This window comes from Ignavibacteriales bacterium, from assembly GCA_016700155.1.
Lineage (GTDB): Bacteria > Bacteroidota > Ignavibacteria > Ignavibacteriales > Ignavibacteriaceae.
In genome coordinates, this window is the sequence record CP065001.1 from 3069887 (window position 1) to 3086584 (window position 16698).

The 16698-nt window shown below is 36.6% G+C and carries 14 protein-coding genes; 3 read left to right on the forward strand and 11 right to left on the reverse strand.

Annotation, left to right across the window (positions count from 1 at the left end):
* Window positions 1-61 precede the first annotated feature (61 nt).
* Complete coding sequence (locus tag IPM56_13130) at window positions 62-1243, reverse strand: T9SS type A sorting domain-containing protein (protein QQS35187.1); 1182 nt, start codon at window positions 1241-1243, stop codon at window positions 62-64.
* 236 nt (window positions 1244-1479) lie between these two features.
* Between IPM56_13130 and IPM56_13135 the strand changes: the two genes are divergently transcribed.
* The gene (locus tag IPM56_13135) at window positions 1480-2412 is read left to right on the forward strand and encodes a TIGR01777 family protein (protein ID QQS35188.1); all 933 of its coding nucleotides are present in this window, start codon (window positions 1480-1482) and stop codon (window positions 2410-2412) included.
* Window positions 2413-2616: 204 nt separating this feature from the next.
* On the opposite strand, the gene IPM56_13140 is transcribed toward IPM56_13135, so the two are convergent.
* The 4 genes from IPM56_13140 to IPM56_13155 form a co-directional block, all read right to left on the reverse strand.
* Window positions 2617-3945, reverse strand: coding sequence for an adenosylhomocysteinase (locus tag IPM56_13140; protein ID QQS35189.1), 1329 nt, complete (start codon window positions 3943-3945; stop codon window positions 2617-2619).
* A gap of 43 nt (window positions 3946-3988) precedes the next feature.
* A complete protein-coding gene (locus IPM56_13145) occupies window positions 3989-5131 on the reverse strand; it encodes a methionine adenosyltransferase (GenBank protein ID QQS35190.1) in 1143 nt (380 codons plus the stop codon).
* Window positions 5132-5162: 31 nt separating this feature from the next.
* Window positions 5163-6140: an NTP transferase domain-containing protein gene (locus IPM56_13150; GenBank protein QQS35191.1), complete on the reverse strand. Its 978-nt coding sequence runs from the start codon at window positions 6138-6140 to the stop codon at window positions 5163-5165.
* A 91-nt stretch (window positions 6141-6231) separates the two neighbouring features.
* Window positions 6232-7455, reverse strand: a complete 1224-nt coding sequence (locus tag IPM56_13155) for a 4-hydroxy-3-methylbut-2-enyl diphosphate reductase (GenBank protein ID QQS35192.1) — start codon at window positions 7453-7455, stop codon at window positions 6232-6234.
* Window positions 7456-7590: 135 nt separating this feature from the next.
* On the opposite strand from IPM56_13155, the gene IPM56_13160 reads away from it, so the two are divergent.
* Window positions 7591-9447, forward strand: coding sequence for a cyclomaltodextrinase N-terminal domain-containing protein (locus tag IPM56_13160; protein QQS35193.1), 1857 nt, complete (start codon window positions 7591-7593; stop codon window positions 9445-9447).
* A 13-nt stretch (window positions 9448-9460) separates the two neighbouring features.
* Here IPM56_13160 and IPM56_13165 read toward each other — a convergent pair whose 3' ends face one another.
* Window positions 9461-9886: a Rieske 2Fe-2S domain-containing protein gene (locus IPM56_13165; GenBank protein QQS35194.1), complete on the reverse strand. Its 426-nt coding sequence runs from the start codon at window positions 9884-9886 to the stop codon at window positions 9461-9463.
* A gap of 170 nt (window positions 9887-10056) precedes the next feature.
* Here IPM56_13165 and prfA point away from each other — a divergent pair, with 170 nt between their 5' ends.
* Window positions 10057-11136: a peptide chain release factor 1 gene (gene prfA, locus IPM56_13170; protein QQS35195.1), complete on the forward strand. Its 1080-nt coding sequence runs from the start codon at window positions 10057-10059 to the stop codon at window positions 11134-11136.
* On the opposite strand, the gene IPM56_13175 is transcribed toward prfA, so the two are convergent.
* From IPM56_13175 to IPM56_13195, 5 genes are all read right to left on the reverse strand, one after another.
* The gene (locus IPM56_13175) at window positions 11115-11432 is read right to left on the reverse strand and encodes a hypothetical protein (GenBank protein ID QQS35196.1); all 318 of its coding nucleotides are present in this window, start codon (window positions 11430-11432) and stop codon (window positions 11115-11117) included. The genes prfA and IPM56_13175 overlap by 22 nt on opposite strands.
* Window positions 11433-11584: 152 nt before the next feature.
* Window positions 11585-13150, reverse strand: a complete 1566-nt coding sequence (locus IPM56_13180) for a response regulator (GenBank protein ID QQS35197.1) — start codon at window positions 13148-13150, stop codon at window positions 11585-11587.
* A 166-nt stretch (window positions 13151-13316) separates the two neighbouring features.
* On the reverse strand, window positions 13317-13655 hold the full coding sequence (locus tag IPM56_13185; protein ID QQS35198.1) for an STAS domain-containing protein: 339 nt from the start codon (window positions 13653-13655) through the stop codon (window positions 13317-13319).
* A 28-nt stretch (window positions 13656-13683) separates the two neighbouring features.
* The gene (locus tag IPM56_13190) at window positions 13684-15072 is read right to left on the reverse strand and encodes a sigma-54-dependent Fis family transcriptional regulator (GenBank protein QQS35199.1); all 1389 of its coding nucleotides are present in this window, start codon (window positions 15070-15072) and stop codon (window positions 13684-13686) included.
* A 10-nt stretch (window positions 15073-15082) separates the two neighbouring features.
* Window positions 15083-16657, reverse strand: a complete 1575-nt coding sequence (locus IPM56_13195; protein ID QQS35200.1) for a PAS domain-containing protein — start codon at window positions 16655-16657, stop codon at window positions 15083-15085.
* Window positions 16658-16698 lie beyond the last annotated feature (41 nt).

Consider the following 16698-nt stretch of genomic DNA (forward strand, 5'->3'; position numbering starts at 1 on the left):
TTATGTTAAGTAATGGTTAAAAATAATTTTGTGACAATTTAATTATGCCGTCAGATGAAATTCATTTGAGTAATTGCATTTTTTTTATAGAAATACCTGACCCATCAGATAATGTATAGAAATATATTCCACTGGCAAAATTTGACCCGTCAAAAATAATTTTATGGTCTCCTTCTGATTTTTGTTCTTTTAATATAGTTGCGACTTCCTCACCTGCCGCATTAAATATTTTGATTGTGACAAATGAAGGTTCCCGCAAACTAAACTCAATCGTTGTTAAAGGATTAAACGGATTGGGATAATTCTGCTCAAGAGAAAAATTATTTGGCTTCGATAATTCCAATTCAATAACATTTGAATATGCATACTTACCATCAAAATCAATTTGCTTAAGCCTGTAAGAATAGTATCCTGAACTTACAGACTTATCTTCATAGAAATAATTAACAGGTGAATTAATGTTTCCGTTTCCAATTACAAACCCAATTCTCTCCCAACCCGAATTGTCATTCTGAACCTGCCCGACCGGCAGGCGGGCTTGTTTCAGAATCTTCCTTTCAATTTCAAACCCATAATTATTTGTTTCAGTAGCCGTCTGCCATTTAAGTACAACTGAATTTTCAATTACACTTCCGGTAAATGAAATAAGTTCGACTGGCATTGGTTCATTTAATGCAGATACAATTTGAATATTATCTATTCTTGAAGTACCTGTTCCTGCTACCACACCTCCTGTCACTGCATTATTTGAAATCATAATCCACCTCAGAAATACAGATGGTTGATCATCACATACAGCAGGCAGAGGAATTTCATTCACAACACCCAAAGTAAAATTATTAGCTACAATAATGGGATTAGTCCCCGCAAGGTCAGTCCAGGTGCCCGCCAACCCAACTCTATATTGAATCTTAAAATCTCTCGGACCGGTATTGGAACTTTGCTGCCTTGAAGAAACTGTTAATTGACTATAGAGCGATGTACTGAATTCAATCATCCAGTATTTTGTGTCAAGTCCGTCAGTCCAGCCAGTTGTAGAAATAGATTGTGTTGTGAAACCGGCCGGATAAGTAATTGATCCGGTAGTCCCAACCGGCGAAATTATTTTAAGTGCGTTAGGCGGAATTCCGGCATCGGCAAGTGAATCATCAGGACTATTCGGAAAATTCCATTCGACAATAGTTGTTTGGGAAAAAAGAAATGAACCGGAAAAGATCACCAGGAAAAGTATTAAAGTTTTCATTTTACCCTCCATGAAATTTATTTCTTCAAAAGGTTTGAAAAAAATATTTTAATAATTGTTCTGGAAGTAGTAGAGTAGAAACCGGAATTTAACTGCCCTCACAGGTAAAGACGATTGATGACAGCCCTACTGACAAACCCAATATAAAAAAGCATATTACAATGCACAATTTTTTTTATCGTCAAATTGAATTATTAATTTGAATACATTGTTTATAGTTAAAAATGAATTTATAAATGAAAAAGAAAATAATTGTAACAGGCGCAACGGGACTCATCGGTAAAAAATTGTGTGATGAGCTTATATGCAAAGGTAATGATGTTTATATTTTTACCCGTGATGTTTTATCTGCAAAAAAAATAATTTCCACTGCGACAGATTATATTAATTGGGATTATAAAAATCCTGAATTATGGAAACAACATATTGAAGGCAAAGATGCTGTTATACATCTTGCAGGTGCAAGTGTAGCAGGGAAAAGATGGAATGATGAATATAAAAGAGTAATCCGTGATAGCAGGATCGTAAGCACAAAAAATCTTGCTGAAGCAATTGTACAGTGTGAAATAAAACCAAAGGCATTCCTTACTTCATCAGGTTCAGGCTACTATGGAAACAGGGGCAATGAAATTCTTGGCGAGAATGATAATGGAGGTAAAGATTTTTTGGCTCAAGTCTGTAAAGACTGGGAGTCTTCAGCTTCAATAGTTGAATCAAAGGGAGTAAGAAGAGTTTCAATTAGAACAGGGATTGTACTAAGTAATCAAGAAGGCGCATTAAAAAAAATGCTGCTTCCTTTTAAATTATTTGTTGGCGGTCCTTTAGGAAGCGGTAAACAGTGGTTCCCGTGGATTCATATTGATGACATAGTAAATCTGTACATTCATTCAATTGAAAATGAATCTGTCAAAGGTGCAATAAACGCATCATCACCCGAACAAATATCAATGAAAGACTTTGCAAAAACTCTTGGTAAAGTATTGAAGCGTCCTTCTCTCTTCCCTGTCCCTGAATTAGTATTAAAAGTTGTTATCGGAGAAGTAGCTTCTGAAATTATTTCAAGTCAGAGATTGGATGTTTCAAAAGTATTAAACACAGGATTTAAATTCAGATTTGAAAAATTAGAAAATGCTTTAGGAGATTTATTATTGAAGAAGAGCAACTCATAAAAATATTTGTAATGTCACCCTGAGCCTGTCGAAGGGTGACTCTGATACAATTGTCAGGCTTCGACAAGCTCAGCCTGACAATAGAGATGACATCTTTTATTAGTTATACCCGGAAAGATGTCATCTCTAAATACATCTAACTGTTGATTTAAAATAAAAAAGAGGCTTCAGCAGCCTCTTTTAAATTTAACCTGATACTTAATTTTAGTACCTGTAATAATCCGGCTTGAACGGACCATTAACACTTACACCAATATACTCAGCTTGCGCTGGTGTCAGTTCTTCAAGTTCAACACCAATCTTTTTAAGATGAAGTCTTGCAACCTTTTCATCAAGATGTTTTGGTAAAGTGTAAACTTTATTTTCATAGCTTGATGCGTTGTTCCAGAGTTCAAGCTGCGCTATGGTTTGATTCGTGAATGAGTTTGACATTACAAATGATGGATGACCTGTCGCACATCCAAGGTTAACCAATCTTCCTTCAGCAAGTACAATCACATCTTTACCGTTGATCGTGTATTTATCAACCTGTGGTTTTATAACTTCTTTGGTTTTACCATAATTCTGATTTAACCATGCCATATTAATTTCAATATCAAAGTGTCCGATGTTGCAGACTATCGCTTTATCCTTCATTGCAAGGAAATGCTCTTTATCAATGATGTTCATATTTCCTGTTGCAGTTACAACAATGTCAGCTTCTTTTACTGCATCGATCATCTTCTTAACTTCGTAACCTTCCATTGCAGCTTGCAATGCACAGATAGGATCTACTTCTGTGACAATAACACGGCAGTTAGCATTCTTTAATGATTCTGCTGAACCTTTGCCAACATCACCGAAACCTGCTACGACAGCAACTTTACCTGCAAGCATAAGATCGGTTGCTCTTCTTATCGCATCAACTAATGATTCACGGCATCCGTACTTGTTATCAAATTTTGATTTTGTTACCGAGTCATTCACGTTAAAAGCGGGCATTGGTAGTGTACCGTTTTTCATTCGGTCATAAAGTCTGTGAACTCCGGTTGTGGTTTCTTCTGACAGACCTTTAATTCCTTTTACAAGTTCAGGATAAACATCAAGCACCATATTTGTAAGGTCACCACCATCATCAAGTATCATATTAAGCGGGCGGCTTTCATCACCAAAGAATAATGTCTGTTCAATACACCAGTTGAATTCTTCTTCATTCATACCTTTCCATGCAAAGACTGGAGTACCTGCTGCCGCAACTGCCGCTGCTGCATGATCCTGCGTCGAAAAAATATTACACGATGACCATTTTACCTCAGCACCTAACTCTATCAATGTTTCAATCAGTACCGCAGTCTGAATAGTCATATGCAGGCAGCCAGCTATTCTAGCACCTTTCAGTGGTTTCTGTTTGCCATATTCTTCTCTCAATGCCATTAGTCCGGGCATTTCTGCTTCTGCGAGTCTTATTTCTTTTCTTCCCCATTCAGCAAGGGAAATATCTTTTACTTTATACTTCAGTGACATATCGATCTTTTTTTCAGCTACTTCACTCATTTTTTACCTTTTCTTTTTGTTATTAAAATTCAATCAGTTGATGTTATGCATATTTACTGAACACCGGAACCAGATCAGTTAGTTCCCATGTAAATTCTTTTTCTTTTCTTCCGAAGTGACCATAAGCAGCCGTCAACTGGTAGATTGGCCTTCTTAATTTCAATCTTGAAATTATTCCTCTCGGAGTAAGATCAACTTCTTTCATTATCATTTTTGAAATTTCGATATCAGGAATAACTCCTGTTCCATGAGTATTAACATATACAGAAACAGGTTCAGCAACACCGATAGCATAAGCTACCTGAACAAGACATTCTTTTGCAAGTTTTGCAGCAACAACATTTTTAGCAATGTGTCTTGCAGCATAAGTAGCGCTTCTGTCAACCTTGGAAGGATCTTTACCTGAAAATGCGCCGCCGCCATGAGGAGCCCATCCGCCATAGGTATCAACGATAATTTTTCTTCCTGTTAAACCACTGTCGCCGTGCGGTCCACCTATTTCAAAACGTCCGGTTGGATTAACAAAATATTTTGTTTTTTTATCAAGATATTTTGCTGGTATAACTTTTTTAACAACGTTCTCAATTACATCTTCTTTAATAGTCTTCTGTTTTGCATCAGCATCGTGCTGGGTTGAGATAACAACAGCATCGACTCTTACAGGATTTTTCTTATCATCATATTCAATTGTTACCTGGCTTTTTGCATCAGGACGAAGATAAGGCATAAGTCCGTTTTGTCTTTTACGAATGTCGGCAAGTTTTTTTACAAGCTGATGAGCATACATAATCGGCATTGGCATAAGTTCAGGAGTCTGAGTGCAGGCATATCCAAACATAATTCCCTGGTCACCGGCGCCGCCTGTGTCAACACCCATTGATATATCAGGTGATTGTGAATGAATAGCATTTAACACTGAGCATGACTCTGAATCAAATTTATAATCAGCACTTGTATAACCGATTTTCCTTACTGTTTCTCTAACAATGTCAGGAACTTCAATATAAGCTTTGGTGGTAATTTCACCGCCGACTAAAACCAAACCGGTTGTAACGAATGTTTCGCAAGCTACGCGGGCATTAGGATCTTCTGTATAAATTGCATCAAGTATTCCGTCTGATATTGCATCACTTACTTTATCGGGATGACCTTCTGATACTGACTCTGATGTGAAAAAGAATGACATATTTTTACTTACCTTTATATGAAATTAATAATTAATAAAAATCTATTTCTGATGAATCGCCTGCGTTCAATCTCTTGAATGAACCTTTGACAATTGCCTTATTTCCTATTATCGAATTTTCCAGTAAAGCTTTTGAGACCTCTGCATTAGAACCAAGAATTGAATTCTTAATAACAGAATCTTTTATCCTGCTGCCTTTATCTATCGTAGTATATGGACCGATTACAGAGTTTGAAATGTCAACTCCTTCTGAAATGAACACAGGATTATTTATGACAACATTCTCAAACTTCTGAGTTGTACTTTTTTTATCAAGTAAAACTTTATTTGTCGATAATAATGTTTCAGGTTTACCGCAGTCATACCAGCCTTCAACGGGAAATGTAGTTACTTTCTCCCCGGTTTCAATCATCTGCTGAAGTGCGTCAGTTAACTGCAATTCACCTTTGGTGCGGATATCTTTTTCAATCAACCAGTTAAGACTTTTAACCAGGGCATCTGCATTTGATATGTAATACAAACCAACAAGTGCAAGGTTGGAAATTTTCGTCTGAGGTTTCTCAACAAGTTTTTGGATATATCCGTTATTACAAATGGCAACACCAAATCGGCTCGGATCCTCAACTTCTTTAACGCCGAGTGCGCTCTTTTTGTTTTTCAATACATCTTTAATGTTCACATCAAAAATTGTATCGCCGAGAATTATAAATATTTCTTTATCATCAAAGGAAGGAACTGCTGTGTAAATAGCATGACCTAATCCTTTCATTTCAGTCTGCTCTACAAATATTGAATTCATTTGTGGATATTCATTTTCAACATACTCTTTTATCATATCACCCAAATAGCCAATGACGAAGGTGGATTTATTAATTCCTTCCTCAAGAAGCTTATCAAGTATGTGACCTAATATCGGTTTACCGCCGACATTCAGCAGTACTTTGGGAGTTGAAAAAGTGTGCGGCTTAAGACGCGTTCCGATTCCTGCTACAGGTATTATTGCTCTCATTCAATTGGTTTAGTTTTATTCATAAATGGCTTGCAAATTTACCCATATCACTAAAGAATTACAAATAAACCTTTAGTGTTTATTAAGCTCATCACTTGAACAACTCATCAATAACATCATTAGTGGTACGTGCTGAAGGATAAAATGATACCAGCTTTTGCAGAACTTCATCAACCACTGAATCGGGACACGAAGCGCCGCTTGTAAGTATGATATCAACCTTATCTTTTACAGGCAAATAGTTCTCACTTACAATTTCTTTTTTTTGATGAACTTCAAAATGAAGAATAGATTTATCTGATATGATCTTCTTTTCATCAGCGATAAAATATGTTTTAAGTTTCGCTTCGCACAGTTCAACAATGTGACTTGTGTTCGAACTGTTATAACCTCCAACGACAATGGCAAGATCAGCTTTTTCATTAAGCAGTCCGTATGTTGCTTCCTGGTTATCATTTGTTGCATAACATAATGTATCACGTGTATCAGCGAAATGTTCAGTAATGTTTTCTACACCATATTTTTCTATCATCGCATTTTTAAGCAGAGTTGAAATCTCTTCCGTTTCTGTTGCAAGCATAGTGGTCTGGTTAACGACTCCGATCTTCAGTAAATCAGTTTTTACATTAAATCCTTCGGAATATTTACCACTGAAAAATTTATAAAATTCTTCTTCAGATTTTTTTTCTGTGATCACGCCTGAAAGAAATTTTGCTTCTTCTATGTCTCTTACTATAACTGATTTTGTTTTATTGACAGTATGAGAAAATGTTGCTCTTGTTTCCTCGTGATAATGTTTACCGTGAATGATAATTGTATAATCCTTTTCACCAAGCTGTCCGGAACGGTTCCAGACTTTTTCAACGAATGGACATGTTGTGTTATAGCGGTAAGGATCAATGCCCAAAACTCCGAGTTGTTTTTCAATCTCAAGTGTAGTTCCGAATGCCGGTATAATTACTATATCGTCGCTATTCAGTTCGTTCCAGTCAATTAAGTGATTACCCGAAGTATCCATTAAGAATTTCACTCCCCTTTTCAGCAGGTCGTCATTTACTCCAGGGTTGTGTATCATTTCACTCAGGAGGAAAATTCTTTTGTCAGGATTTTCATTAATGGTTTTGTAAGCTATCTCAATCGCATTTTCAACTCCGTAACAAAAACCGAAGTGACGCGCTATTAAAAATCTTACCGGACCAAAATCTAATTTTGTCGGAGTGAAATCTTTTTTGCGCGGATCGTCATTCCGCCTAAGATTTTTTATCCTTGAAATTACAGGGCTTCTGTAAAATTGCGGTATATCAAATTGTTTCATTATTAAATTCTGTTTGCTTTGTGCTTACAAAAATATAAAATAAAACCTGCAAAAACAGGAACCATATTTTTCGCTTTTAACTTGTAATCTTTATCTTGTGAACGTATTTATTAAACACAACTTAATGGTTATTGTATGATAAGATTTTTTGCCCATCTCACTTTACTTATAGTTTTAAACATTTTTACATTATCCGGTCAGCAGATAAAGGTAAATAAAATTGAACCTCCTAACTGGTGGACCGGAATGAAGTGGAATAATGTTCAACTGATGGTTTATGGAGAAAATCTAAAAAATATTTCCGCTGAGTTTGAAGATAAGTCAATCACAGTTACAAAAGTCACAGAAGCAGAGCACCCTGAATATCTTTTTATTGACATATCAATTCCAGAAAATCTTAAACCGGGAAATCATAAATTAAAATTGAAAAATAATGCCGATGAGTTTGAAATCGTATATCCGGTATTTCAACGCGAATCAGTTGATGGCAAACATCAGGGATTCAGTAATAAAGACGTAATCTATTTGATAACACCGGACAGGTTTGCAAACGGCGACACAACGAATGACATTGTTGATGGAATGAAAAATGAATTTGATCCCGATGAAGCATATTCGCGTCACGGCGGTGATATTCAGGGAATGATCAATCATCTGGATTATTTACAGGAGCTCGGTGTAACTGCCTTATGGATTAATCCTTTAGTTGAAAACAATACTCGTACAAGCTATCATGGTTATGCTGCAACTGATCTTTATAAAATTGATCCGCGATTTGGAACGAACGAACTTTATAAAAAACTTGTTGATGAAGCTCATAAGAATAATTTGAAAATAATTTTTGATCACGTAAGCAATCACATAAGTATAAATCACCCCTGGATGAAAAATCTTCCGTTCAGTGATTGGGTGAATGGTTCAATTGAAAGCCACGAACTCACTGAACATTTTAAGATTTCATTTTCTGATCCATATTCCGTCAATCACACAATCTCAAATACAACTGACGGTTGGTTCACCAATTACATGCCCGATCTGAACCAGAAAAATCCTTTTGTAAAAAATTACCTCATTCAAAATATGATATGGTGGATTGAATACTCCGGACTTGATGGAATACGTGAAGACACATATCCTTATCCTGACCAAAAATTTTTAAGCGAATGGAACAAAGCTATACTTGATGAATATCCCGGGTTTAATATTGTTGGTGAAGTATGGGTGAACGATGCGACCTTCCTTTCTTATTACCAGTCAGGGAATAAATTCAAGAATGACTTTGATACTTATCTTCCTGCTCTAACCGACTTTGGAATTTACTGGACTTACATTGGCTACCTCCGCGGCGAAAAAAGGTTATATGATTTTTATGAAGCATTCGCGAAGGATTTTATTTATGCTGACCCAGATAACCTGATGACGTTCCTTGATAATCATGATGTCAAACGCGCAATGTTTCTTTCCAAAGAAAATATTGACAGGGTTAAAATTGCTTTGTTCCTCCTGTTTACCACAAGAGGAATTCCGCAGTTGTATTACGGTACTGAAATTGGAATGGTTGGCGGTCCGGATCATGGAACGATAAGAACTGATTTTCCGGGAGGGTTCGTACATCATAAAAGAAATGCCTTTAAGGAAGCTGAAAGAACTGAAACAGAAAATGAAATTTTTAACTACACAAAAAATCTATTAAGCGTCAGAAAAAAGTATGAAGCGATTTCATCAGGAAAATTAATTCACTTTCCTGTTAAGAATGAAATTTATCACTACTTAAAAACTACTGGTAAAGAAAAACTATTGTGTGTCGTTAATAATAATGATACAAACAAAACACTGACTCTGACAAAACAGGAAAAACTATTTAGAAATGTTCACACCATCATAGAACTGGCAACAAATAAAAAAATTCAGTTTACTGACAGTGCATCAATAGAACTTGATAGAATGGACTCCCGAATATTCTTACTTGTTGAAGAACGAACAGATGAATAAATTTATAACTCATTCAACTGAATACCCTGAGTAAATTTCCATTTAACTCAGTATTGTATTTTCTTAAAGCTTGCACTGCAGGACCATTAATCACAGTTCCTTCCAATGTATAGTTTGAACCGTGATTAGGACAATGAATTCTGTTGTTCGCAAGTTGAAACTGAACTGTAGTTCCCTGGTGTGTGCAAACCTGTGATAAAGCTATAAAGGTTGTCGCGTTAACTCTGCCTACAAGAATTCCGCCTCTGTATAAAGATCCGCCGTTAGTGTTTAATGAACTGTTTGCAGCATCATTTAAATCAAGAGTAAAATCTACATTTGAAGGCGGAGGCGGCGGACCAGTTACTTCATCTTCCCCGCTGCAGCCGACCATACAATTACAAAACGCAATTGCGGTGGTTCCTATACCCATTTTGTAAATAAAGTCTTTTCTATTCATAACTACTCCGAAATTTTTGGAAGGACAGTTGCTTCATTTCAGTGAAGTACTCAGACAGTTTGGGACAGGTAAAAAATCATACCTGAATTCTTTAAAGACCATGTAAACGAAGTCCTAATTTATTCTGAAACCCAGCTTTAGTATATTTGCTCTCCAAAATAAAGAATACAATGGAACTGATAACAAGATTAAGAAAAATAAAAGATCGTTTTGATATGATAAATCAGCAGTTGTCTGATCCGTCATTCATGAATGATAGAGATAAAATTGTAAATCTTAGCCGCGAGAGAAGCGACCTGACTGAGATAATTTCAGCTTATGAAAAATATTCAGAAGTACTTAAGAATATCGATGGCAATAAAGAGATCATAAATTCCGGAATGGATAAAGAACTTGCTGATCTTGCGCAGATCGAATTAAAAGATCTTGAAGATGAAAGAGAGAATCTTGAAGAGGAAATAAAAGTACTGCTTCTTCCAAAAGACCCGAACGATAACAAAGATGTTATATTTGAAATACGCGCCGGCACCGGGGGCGAGGAAGCTGCATTGTTTGCTGGAGATTTATTCAGGATGTACACAAGATATGCGGAAGTAAAAGGCTGGAAGGTAGAATACATTGACATAAGTGATACAGGACTCGGAGGGATTAAAGAAGCTGTATTCTCAATCAGCGGAAATTCAATTTTTGGTGAAATGAAATTTGAAAGCGGTGTTCATCGTGTGCAGAGAGTTCCCGCTACAGAAGCAAGCGGAAGAGTGCATACGTCAGCAGCATCGGTGGCTGTGCTTCCGGAGGTTGAGGACGTTCAGGTGGATATAAATCCGAATGACCTGAAGATTGATATTTTCCGTTCAGGAGGCGCAGGCGGTCAAAATGTTAATAAAGTTGAAACTGCTGTAAGAATAACTCACTTGCCGACTGGAATAGTCGTTCAATGCCAGGATGAGCGCTCGCAGTTAAAGAATCGCCAGAAGGCAATGAAGGTTTTACGCGCACGGCTTTATGATATAAAGCTGAAAGAAAAGAATGACGAAATTTCTGCACAAAGAAAAAGTATGGTAAGAAGCGGGGACAGAAGTGATAAAATCAGAACATACAACTATCCTCAGAATCGTGTAACAGACCATCGGATCGGGTTAACTCTTTACAACCTTTCAAATATTATGGAGGGCGATCTTGATGAGCTTATCGAACAGTTAAAACTTGCAGAGCGTACAGAAAAACTTCAGGCAGCTTCGGAAGTATAAATTTTTCTTTCCTGTACTTTTTCGGTTATGCTGTTTCTGTAATTTGCGAGAAACCTGATCAGGAAAAGAATTACAAACCCAATTAATGAAAGCATAACTTCATCAGTTCCGACACTGAATTCAGCACGTGCACCGGCAAGGAACCCGAAATACTTCATTAATGAACACAGTGAAAACATAATAGCCAGACCTGAAAAACCATATCTTAATGGAATGCGCAAATAATCATTAACAAGTAAATGACCGCTGATCTTTTTTGTGTAAATCGCCGATTCTGTTATGGTAAAATTTTTCATTTTTCTTCCCTGAAATTTACTTACGAGTCCTTCGCAACAAATCAAATTCAAATTATTATTAAATAACGGGGTCTCCAGAAGAGAGCCTTCATAAATATTATCGGATGAAAATGAGAAAAGTTTAGGGATGTGCTTAATAAAAATTTGTATAATTAACGGGATTTAATAACAATCAGGCTGAGATCATCTTCAAATTTGCTGTTGGTAAAGAGACTGAATTCCGATTTTATTTTTTCCAGGGCATCAACAGAATCATTTACTTCTGCGACAACCTCCATAAGCTTTTTTGAACCAAATGGTTCACCGGCAGCATTTCGCGATTCGAAAATTCCATCAGTCAGCATAAACAGTAAATCGTTTTTATTAAGCTGAATGAACACATCGGAATAATTTCCTTCTGCGGCAAATCCAAGCAGTAATCCGTTTGACTGAATTCTTTTCATTTCCCCGGTCGTCCCATTTTTATAAATAATCGGTAGATCTCCTGCACCAGTGTATTTTACCGTCTTGTTTTGTTTATCAATCACCAGAATACTCAGAGTCGCAAAAACTTCTGAAACCTTTGCATCCTGGTAAACGGAATTATTCACACGTTGAAGTATATCGCTTGGAGTAAATCCTTTTGCATTCTGCAGTACAACTCTTAATGCGCTGCGTACATAACCCGCATAAGCAAATGCGAAATACCATGCACCCCATTTCTTTCCCATGACATCGCCAAGTACTACAGCCATATGATTATCATCTAGAGGAAAATAATCCAGGAAATCGCCGCCCGGAATTCCCTGAAAAGGAATGTGCCAATGTTTAATATCAAATCCGTCTAATTCAGGAAAACTTTCAGGAACAACTTTAGCACGCAATGAATCTGCAGCATCGTGCAGTTCTGTAACAACTTTTTCTCTTTCTTTGCCAAGACTTTTTATGATAGCACTTACCTTTGCAACTACTACTCTTGGTCCGGCTGTCTTAACAACATAGTCTGCAATTCCGAGATCATAGCCATCAAGTATATCTGTTTCATTTCCCTTTGCGGTAAGGAATACAAACGGAATGGATTTCAACTGCTGATCGGCAAGTAGCATTTTTCTGAACTCATAACCATCTACGCCGGGCATCATAATGTCAGAAATTATTAAGTCCGGTGAGATCATATGAGCCATTTTAAAGCCTTCTTCAGCACTTATGGCGATGCTGCAGTCAAACCCTGCTTTATTAAGATTGAACTGAAATAATTTTGCCAGCGAAACATCATCATCAACAATAAGTATTTTAGCCATTGCCGAAGAAAACGACTGCTCAAGATGTTTTTTAGCACCGTAAACTTTGTAAATGTCAGAACGTCTTATCAACGCCTGAACTTTAATCAGCAGATCGTTAACATCAAAAGGTTTAGTAATGATGTCATCTCCGCCGGCTTCGAGAGCCATTGATTTATCTTCAATACTGTTTTTTGCGGTTACAAATACGAACGGAAGAAGTCTGTACTTTTCACTCTCACGGACTTTCCTGCAGAATGAGAATCCATCCATATCACCCATCGTAACATCACATAAAACAAGGTCAACTTTCTGGTTATTTAACTGCGAAAATCCTTCATCAGGATTAGTGGCTTCCAGTACGCTATAGTCTTTTATTTTTAGATGATGGGAAATGAGTTTTCGGATGGTTATATCATCGTCGATTATGAGTACAGATTTTTTTTCGTCGCTATTCATAGGTCAATATTCTTGAATCAGTCCCCGGTTTTGTGCACCGGTATGATCCCCAGAAGCTTTCAAAGAAGGATTTAGCACCAATGGTAATGAACCATTATTTTTTAATTTTTATTACTATCGAAAAATTTTTACTAAAATAAATACCGTGCGGAGTTATTTCAGTCATTTAATTAAAACTATTTACCGCTTCTTCTTTTGTTTTGAATGATTCAAAAACCCTGTACATCCTGGTAAGTTCAAACATAGAATGAACTGCCGGCTGAAATCCAACAAGTCTCATATCACCGCCAAGGCTTGTAACTTTTTTCAGTGATACAACCAGTGCGCCGAGAAAAGTTGAATCAATAAACTCACATTCACTAAGGTCAACCACAATTTTTCTTGCGCCGTTCTGTATATCCTCAGCAAGTGCATTTTTAAAATCATCCGCTTCACGCAAGGTTGCTCTTGAAAGCATTACCATTTTAACGAGTACATCACCATGTTCTTCGGTTATGAATTCCATGTTTTAACCTTATTATTTTGTTTTCTGTTTAATCAAAAGAATGATGATCAATATTATATTTTTCCATCAATCTGTAAATAGTTGCTCTGCCAAGCTGAAGCTTTTTTGCTGCTTCAACAATATTACCGTTTGTAATTTTCAGAGCATGCCTTATAGCTTCTTCCTTTAATCTTTCAAAAGGAACAATATTATCGTCACTGAACAATGATCCCGGCTGTACCGGTGCTGAAATCAATTCCATATTCCGGATGTGCGGCGGTAGATCGTCAATTTCAACAGTATCGTTCTCCGCTACAACCAGACAGCGTTCTATTGTATTCTCCATCTCCCTGATATTACCGGGCCAGGCGTAATCATAAATCAGTTTCAATGCTTTTTTTGAAAATCCTTTTAGATTCTTGCCAAGTTTTTTATTGAATGAATCGAAGAAATACTGGGCAAGCACTAGTATGTCACCTTTGCGCTGTCTTAATGGCGGTATGTAGATGGGGAATGAATTTAATCTGTAATACAAATCCTCTCTGAATTCTTTAGTGTCCACAGCCTGTTTAAGGTCTCTGTTCGTTGCGGAAATAATTCTAACATCAGTTTTAATAAGTTCGGTTCCACCGACCCTTTCAAATTCCTTCTGTTGTATCACTCTTAACAGTTTTGCCTGAAGAAGCATTTCAAGTTCACCAACTTCATCAAGGAAAATTGTGCCTTCGTTTGCTAACTCAAATTTTCCCAGCTTTTTCTGGTGGGCGCCTGTGAATGAACCTCTTTCGTGTCCGAACAATTCACTCTCAAGCAGCTCACGGGGAATTGAAGCACAGTTAACGACAATGAATGGTTTATCTTTTCGTTTTCCGTTATAATGAATTGCACGGGCAATTAATTCCTTACCTGTGCCGCTTTCACCATAAATAAGAACTGTGATGTCATTGTTTAATACTTTTGATACAAGTTTAAACACATCCTGCATTTTACCATCAGCGGAGATAATGTTGTCAAAACTGTATTCCTTCTTAACATTCTCTCTAAGGTTCTGCAGTTCACGCTGGAGATCATAACTTTTTATAGCATTCTTAATTGCAGGCTCAAGCCGCTGCTGGTCAATCGGTTTAGGGAAGTAATCAAATGCACCAAATCGTAACGATTCAACCGCTACTTCAATACTGCCTTGGGCCGATAAAATTATTACGGGAAGATTTTCATCGAGCTGTTTTACCCTTTTGAGTGTATCGATACCATTTAAACCCGGTAACATTATATCCAGTAAAATCAGATCCGGTTTTCCGTTATTACTAAGTCCTCTCAAAAGGTCTTCGCCATTTGAGAAAACTTCCACATCATAATGCCATTTATCTTTGACCCAATAACTTAAGAGTTTTGATATTGCCTGTTCATCATCTACTATGTAGACCAGTTTGTTCACAGTTTTTACCTTAGAATTGTTGCAGGTTTTTGATCATAGGCAGTTTCATTACAAAACTTGTACCTTTGTTTATTTCACTCTCAAATATGAATAATCCACCGTGTAAATCTACAATTTGTTTAGCAAAAACCAAGCTATGAACAATTTCTGATGTAAAATTTTCCGCTTGAGCATGAGCAACATGTTTTAAAATTTTACTTTTTATATCCTCGGGTATACCTTTTCCGGTATCGGTTATTATCAGTTCAGTTTCATCGACGAATTTGTTAAGAATAATACTTATCCTTCCCGATCTCGCCGACATTGAAATGGAAAACAAAATCAGGGAATTTATCGCATCAAATATTTGCTTTCTGTCTGCGTAAATTAATACCTCACCTTGCGGCAGATCCGGATTCAGCACAAGACTCTTTGCTTTCATCCCCGCAGAATTTTCATTTATAAGCTCTTTGATAAGACTAACCACATCAAATGAACTTTTATTCAGCAATATTTTTTTACCTTCAACAAGTGATGTATCCAGCACTTCATTAATCAATTTTGCCAGACGCTTCGCTTCATTCAGAATTTCCCTGTTGAATTCATCCCTTGTCTCTCCGTCAAGATCTTTTTCCGAGTCAATAGTTTCAGAAAAACCGATAATAGATGCGAGCGGAGTTCGGAATTCATGAGAAATATTTGAAATGAATTCATCCTTCATTCGGTTAAGTTCCTCGAGTATAGCTTTTTGCTGATGCACCCGTGACTTTTCAATTTTAAGAACGCGTTCGGTTTCAATCAGTTTCGCCTTTAGAAATTTACTATCCGCCTGTATGTCAGCCTCCGGAATTTTTTTTGCCGTCAATACGATGTATTCCAGTTGGTTTCCATTTTCCATTATTCCGGTTTTGAATGTTATGTTCGATTCTCCGCCATGCGCCTTTGATATTGTTACATTAATTGTATTTATCTTTCTTTCGGTCATTAACGAGTTAAAACTCTTCGTAAATATTCCGATCTGATCAGCAGGGATTAATTCGATTAAATGTCTTCCCGAAATTTCTTCAATTGGTAATTCAAACATTTCCATAGTTGCCTTATTTGCTTCAATTACAATTCCTTCAGGATTTAAAATCAGAACTGCATCGTCAATTATTGAAAGCACTTTTACCATCGAATCATTAAATGTTCTATTACTTCTGTACTCATTCGATTTTAACTTTGCACTTTCTTTGAAAGCCAAACCAAGGTTTTCACAAATAATATCCAGTGATTTTTTCAGAGCAGGTTTAATAATTTTATTGTCCGAGGTCAAAACTATCAAAATTATTTTTTCCTCTTCTGCCGGATTAATAGAAATGATTTCCTGGTAGAATATTTTAATCCCTTCAGCAGTCCGCTTAACTGGTAGTAAGCCTTTCTCACCCCACTTATTGATATTTAAAGACTCCGAAACAAACAGAGAATATTTTTGATTTAATTTTCCGGTGGGAAATATTGATGCAACAAATTCATGATTATTCTTGAAAACCCTCACTACGCAACCCGCATCTTTACCACTTAATTTAAGCGCGGTTTCTAATGCAAAGTTGAATACTTCTTTCATTTATTGCTTTGTTTATTTGACTTGCAGAAACTTACTCTAAA

Coding starts and splice junctions, on each gene's coding strand:
- IPM56_13195 (QQS35200.1), bottom strand. CDS start 16,657: ATGAAAGAAGTATTCAACTTTGCATTAGAAACCGCGCTTAAATTAAGT.
- IPM56_13185 (QQS35198.1), bottom strand. CDS start 13,655: ATGGAATTCATAACCGAAGAACATGGTGATGTACTCGTTAAAATGGTA.
- IPM56_13175 (QQS35196.1), bottom strand. CDS start 11,432: ATGAAAAATTTTACCATAACAGAATCGGCGATTTACACAAAAAAGATC.
- prfA (QQS35195.1), top strand. CDS start 10,057: ATGGAACTGATAACAAGATTAAGAAAAATAAAAGATCGTTTTGATATG.
- IPM56_13145 (QQS35190.1), bottom strand. CDS start 5,131: ATGTCATTCTTTTTCACATCAGAGTCAGTATCAGAAGGTCATCCCGAT.
- IPM56_13150 (QQS35191.1), bottom strand. CDS start 6,140: ATGAGAGCAATAATACCTGTAGCAGGAATCGGAACGCGTCTTAAGCCG.
- IPM56_13160 (QQS35193.1), top strand. CDS start 7,591: ATGATAAGATTTTTTGCCCATCTCACTTTACTTATAGTTTTAAACATT.
- IPM56_13135 (QQS35188.1), top strand. CDS start 1,480: ATGAAAAAGAAAATAATTGTAACAGGCGCAACGGGACTCATCGGTAAA.
- IPM56_13155 (QQS35192.1), bottom strand. CDS start 7,455: ATGAAACAATTTGATATACCGCAATTTTACAGAAGCCCTGTAATTTCA.
- IPM56_13180 (QQS35197.1), bottom strand. CDS start 13,150: ATGAATAGCGACGAAAAAAAATCTGTACTCATAATCGACGATGATATA.
- IPM56_13165 (QQS35194.1), bottom strand. CDS start 9,886: ATGAATAGAAAAGACTTTATTTACAAAATGGGTATAGGAACCACCGCA.
- IPM56_13130 (QQS35187.1), bottom strand. CDS start 1,243: ATGAAAACTTTAATACTTTTCCTGGTGATCTTTTCCGGTTCATTTCTT.
- IPM56_13140 (QQS35189.1), bottom strand. CDS start 3,945: ATGAGTGAAGTAGCTGAAAAAAAGATCGATATGTCACTGAAGTATAAA.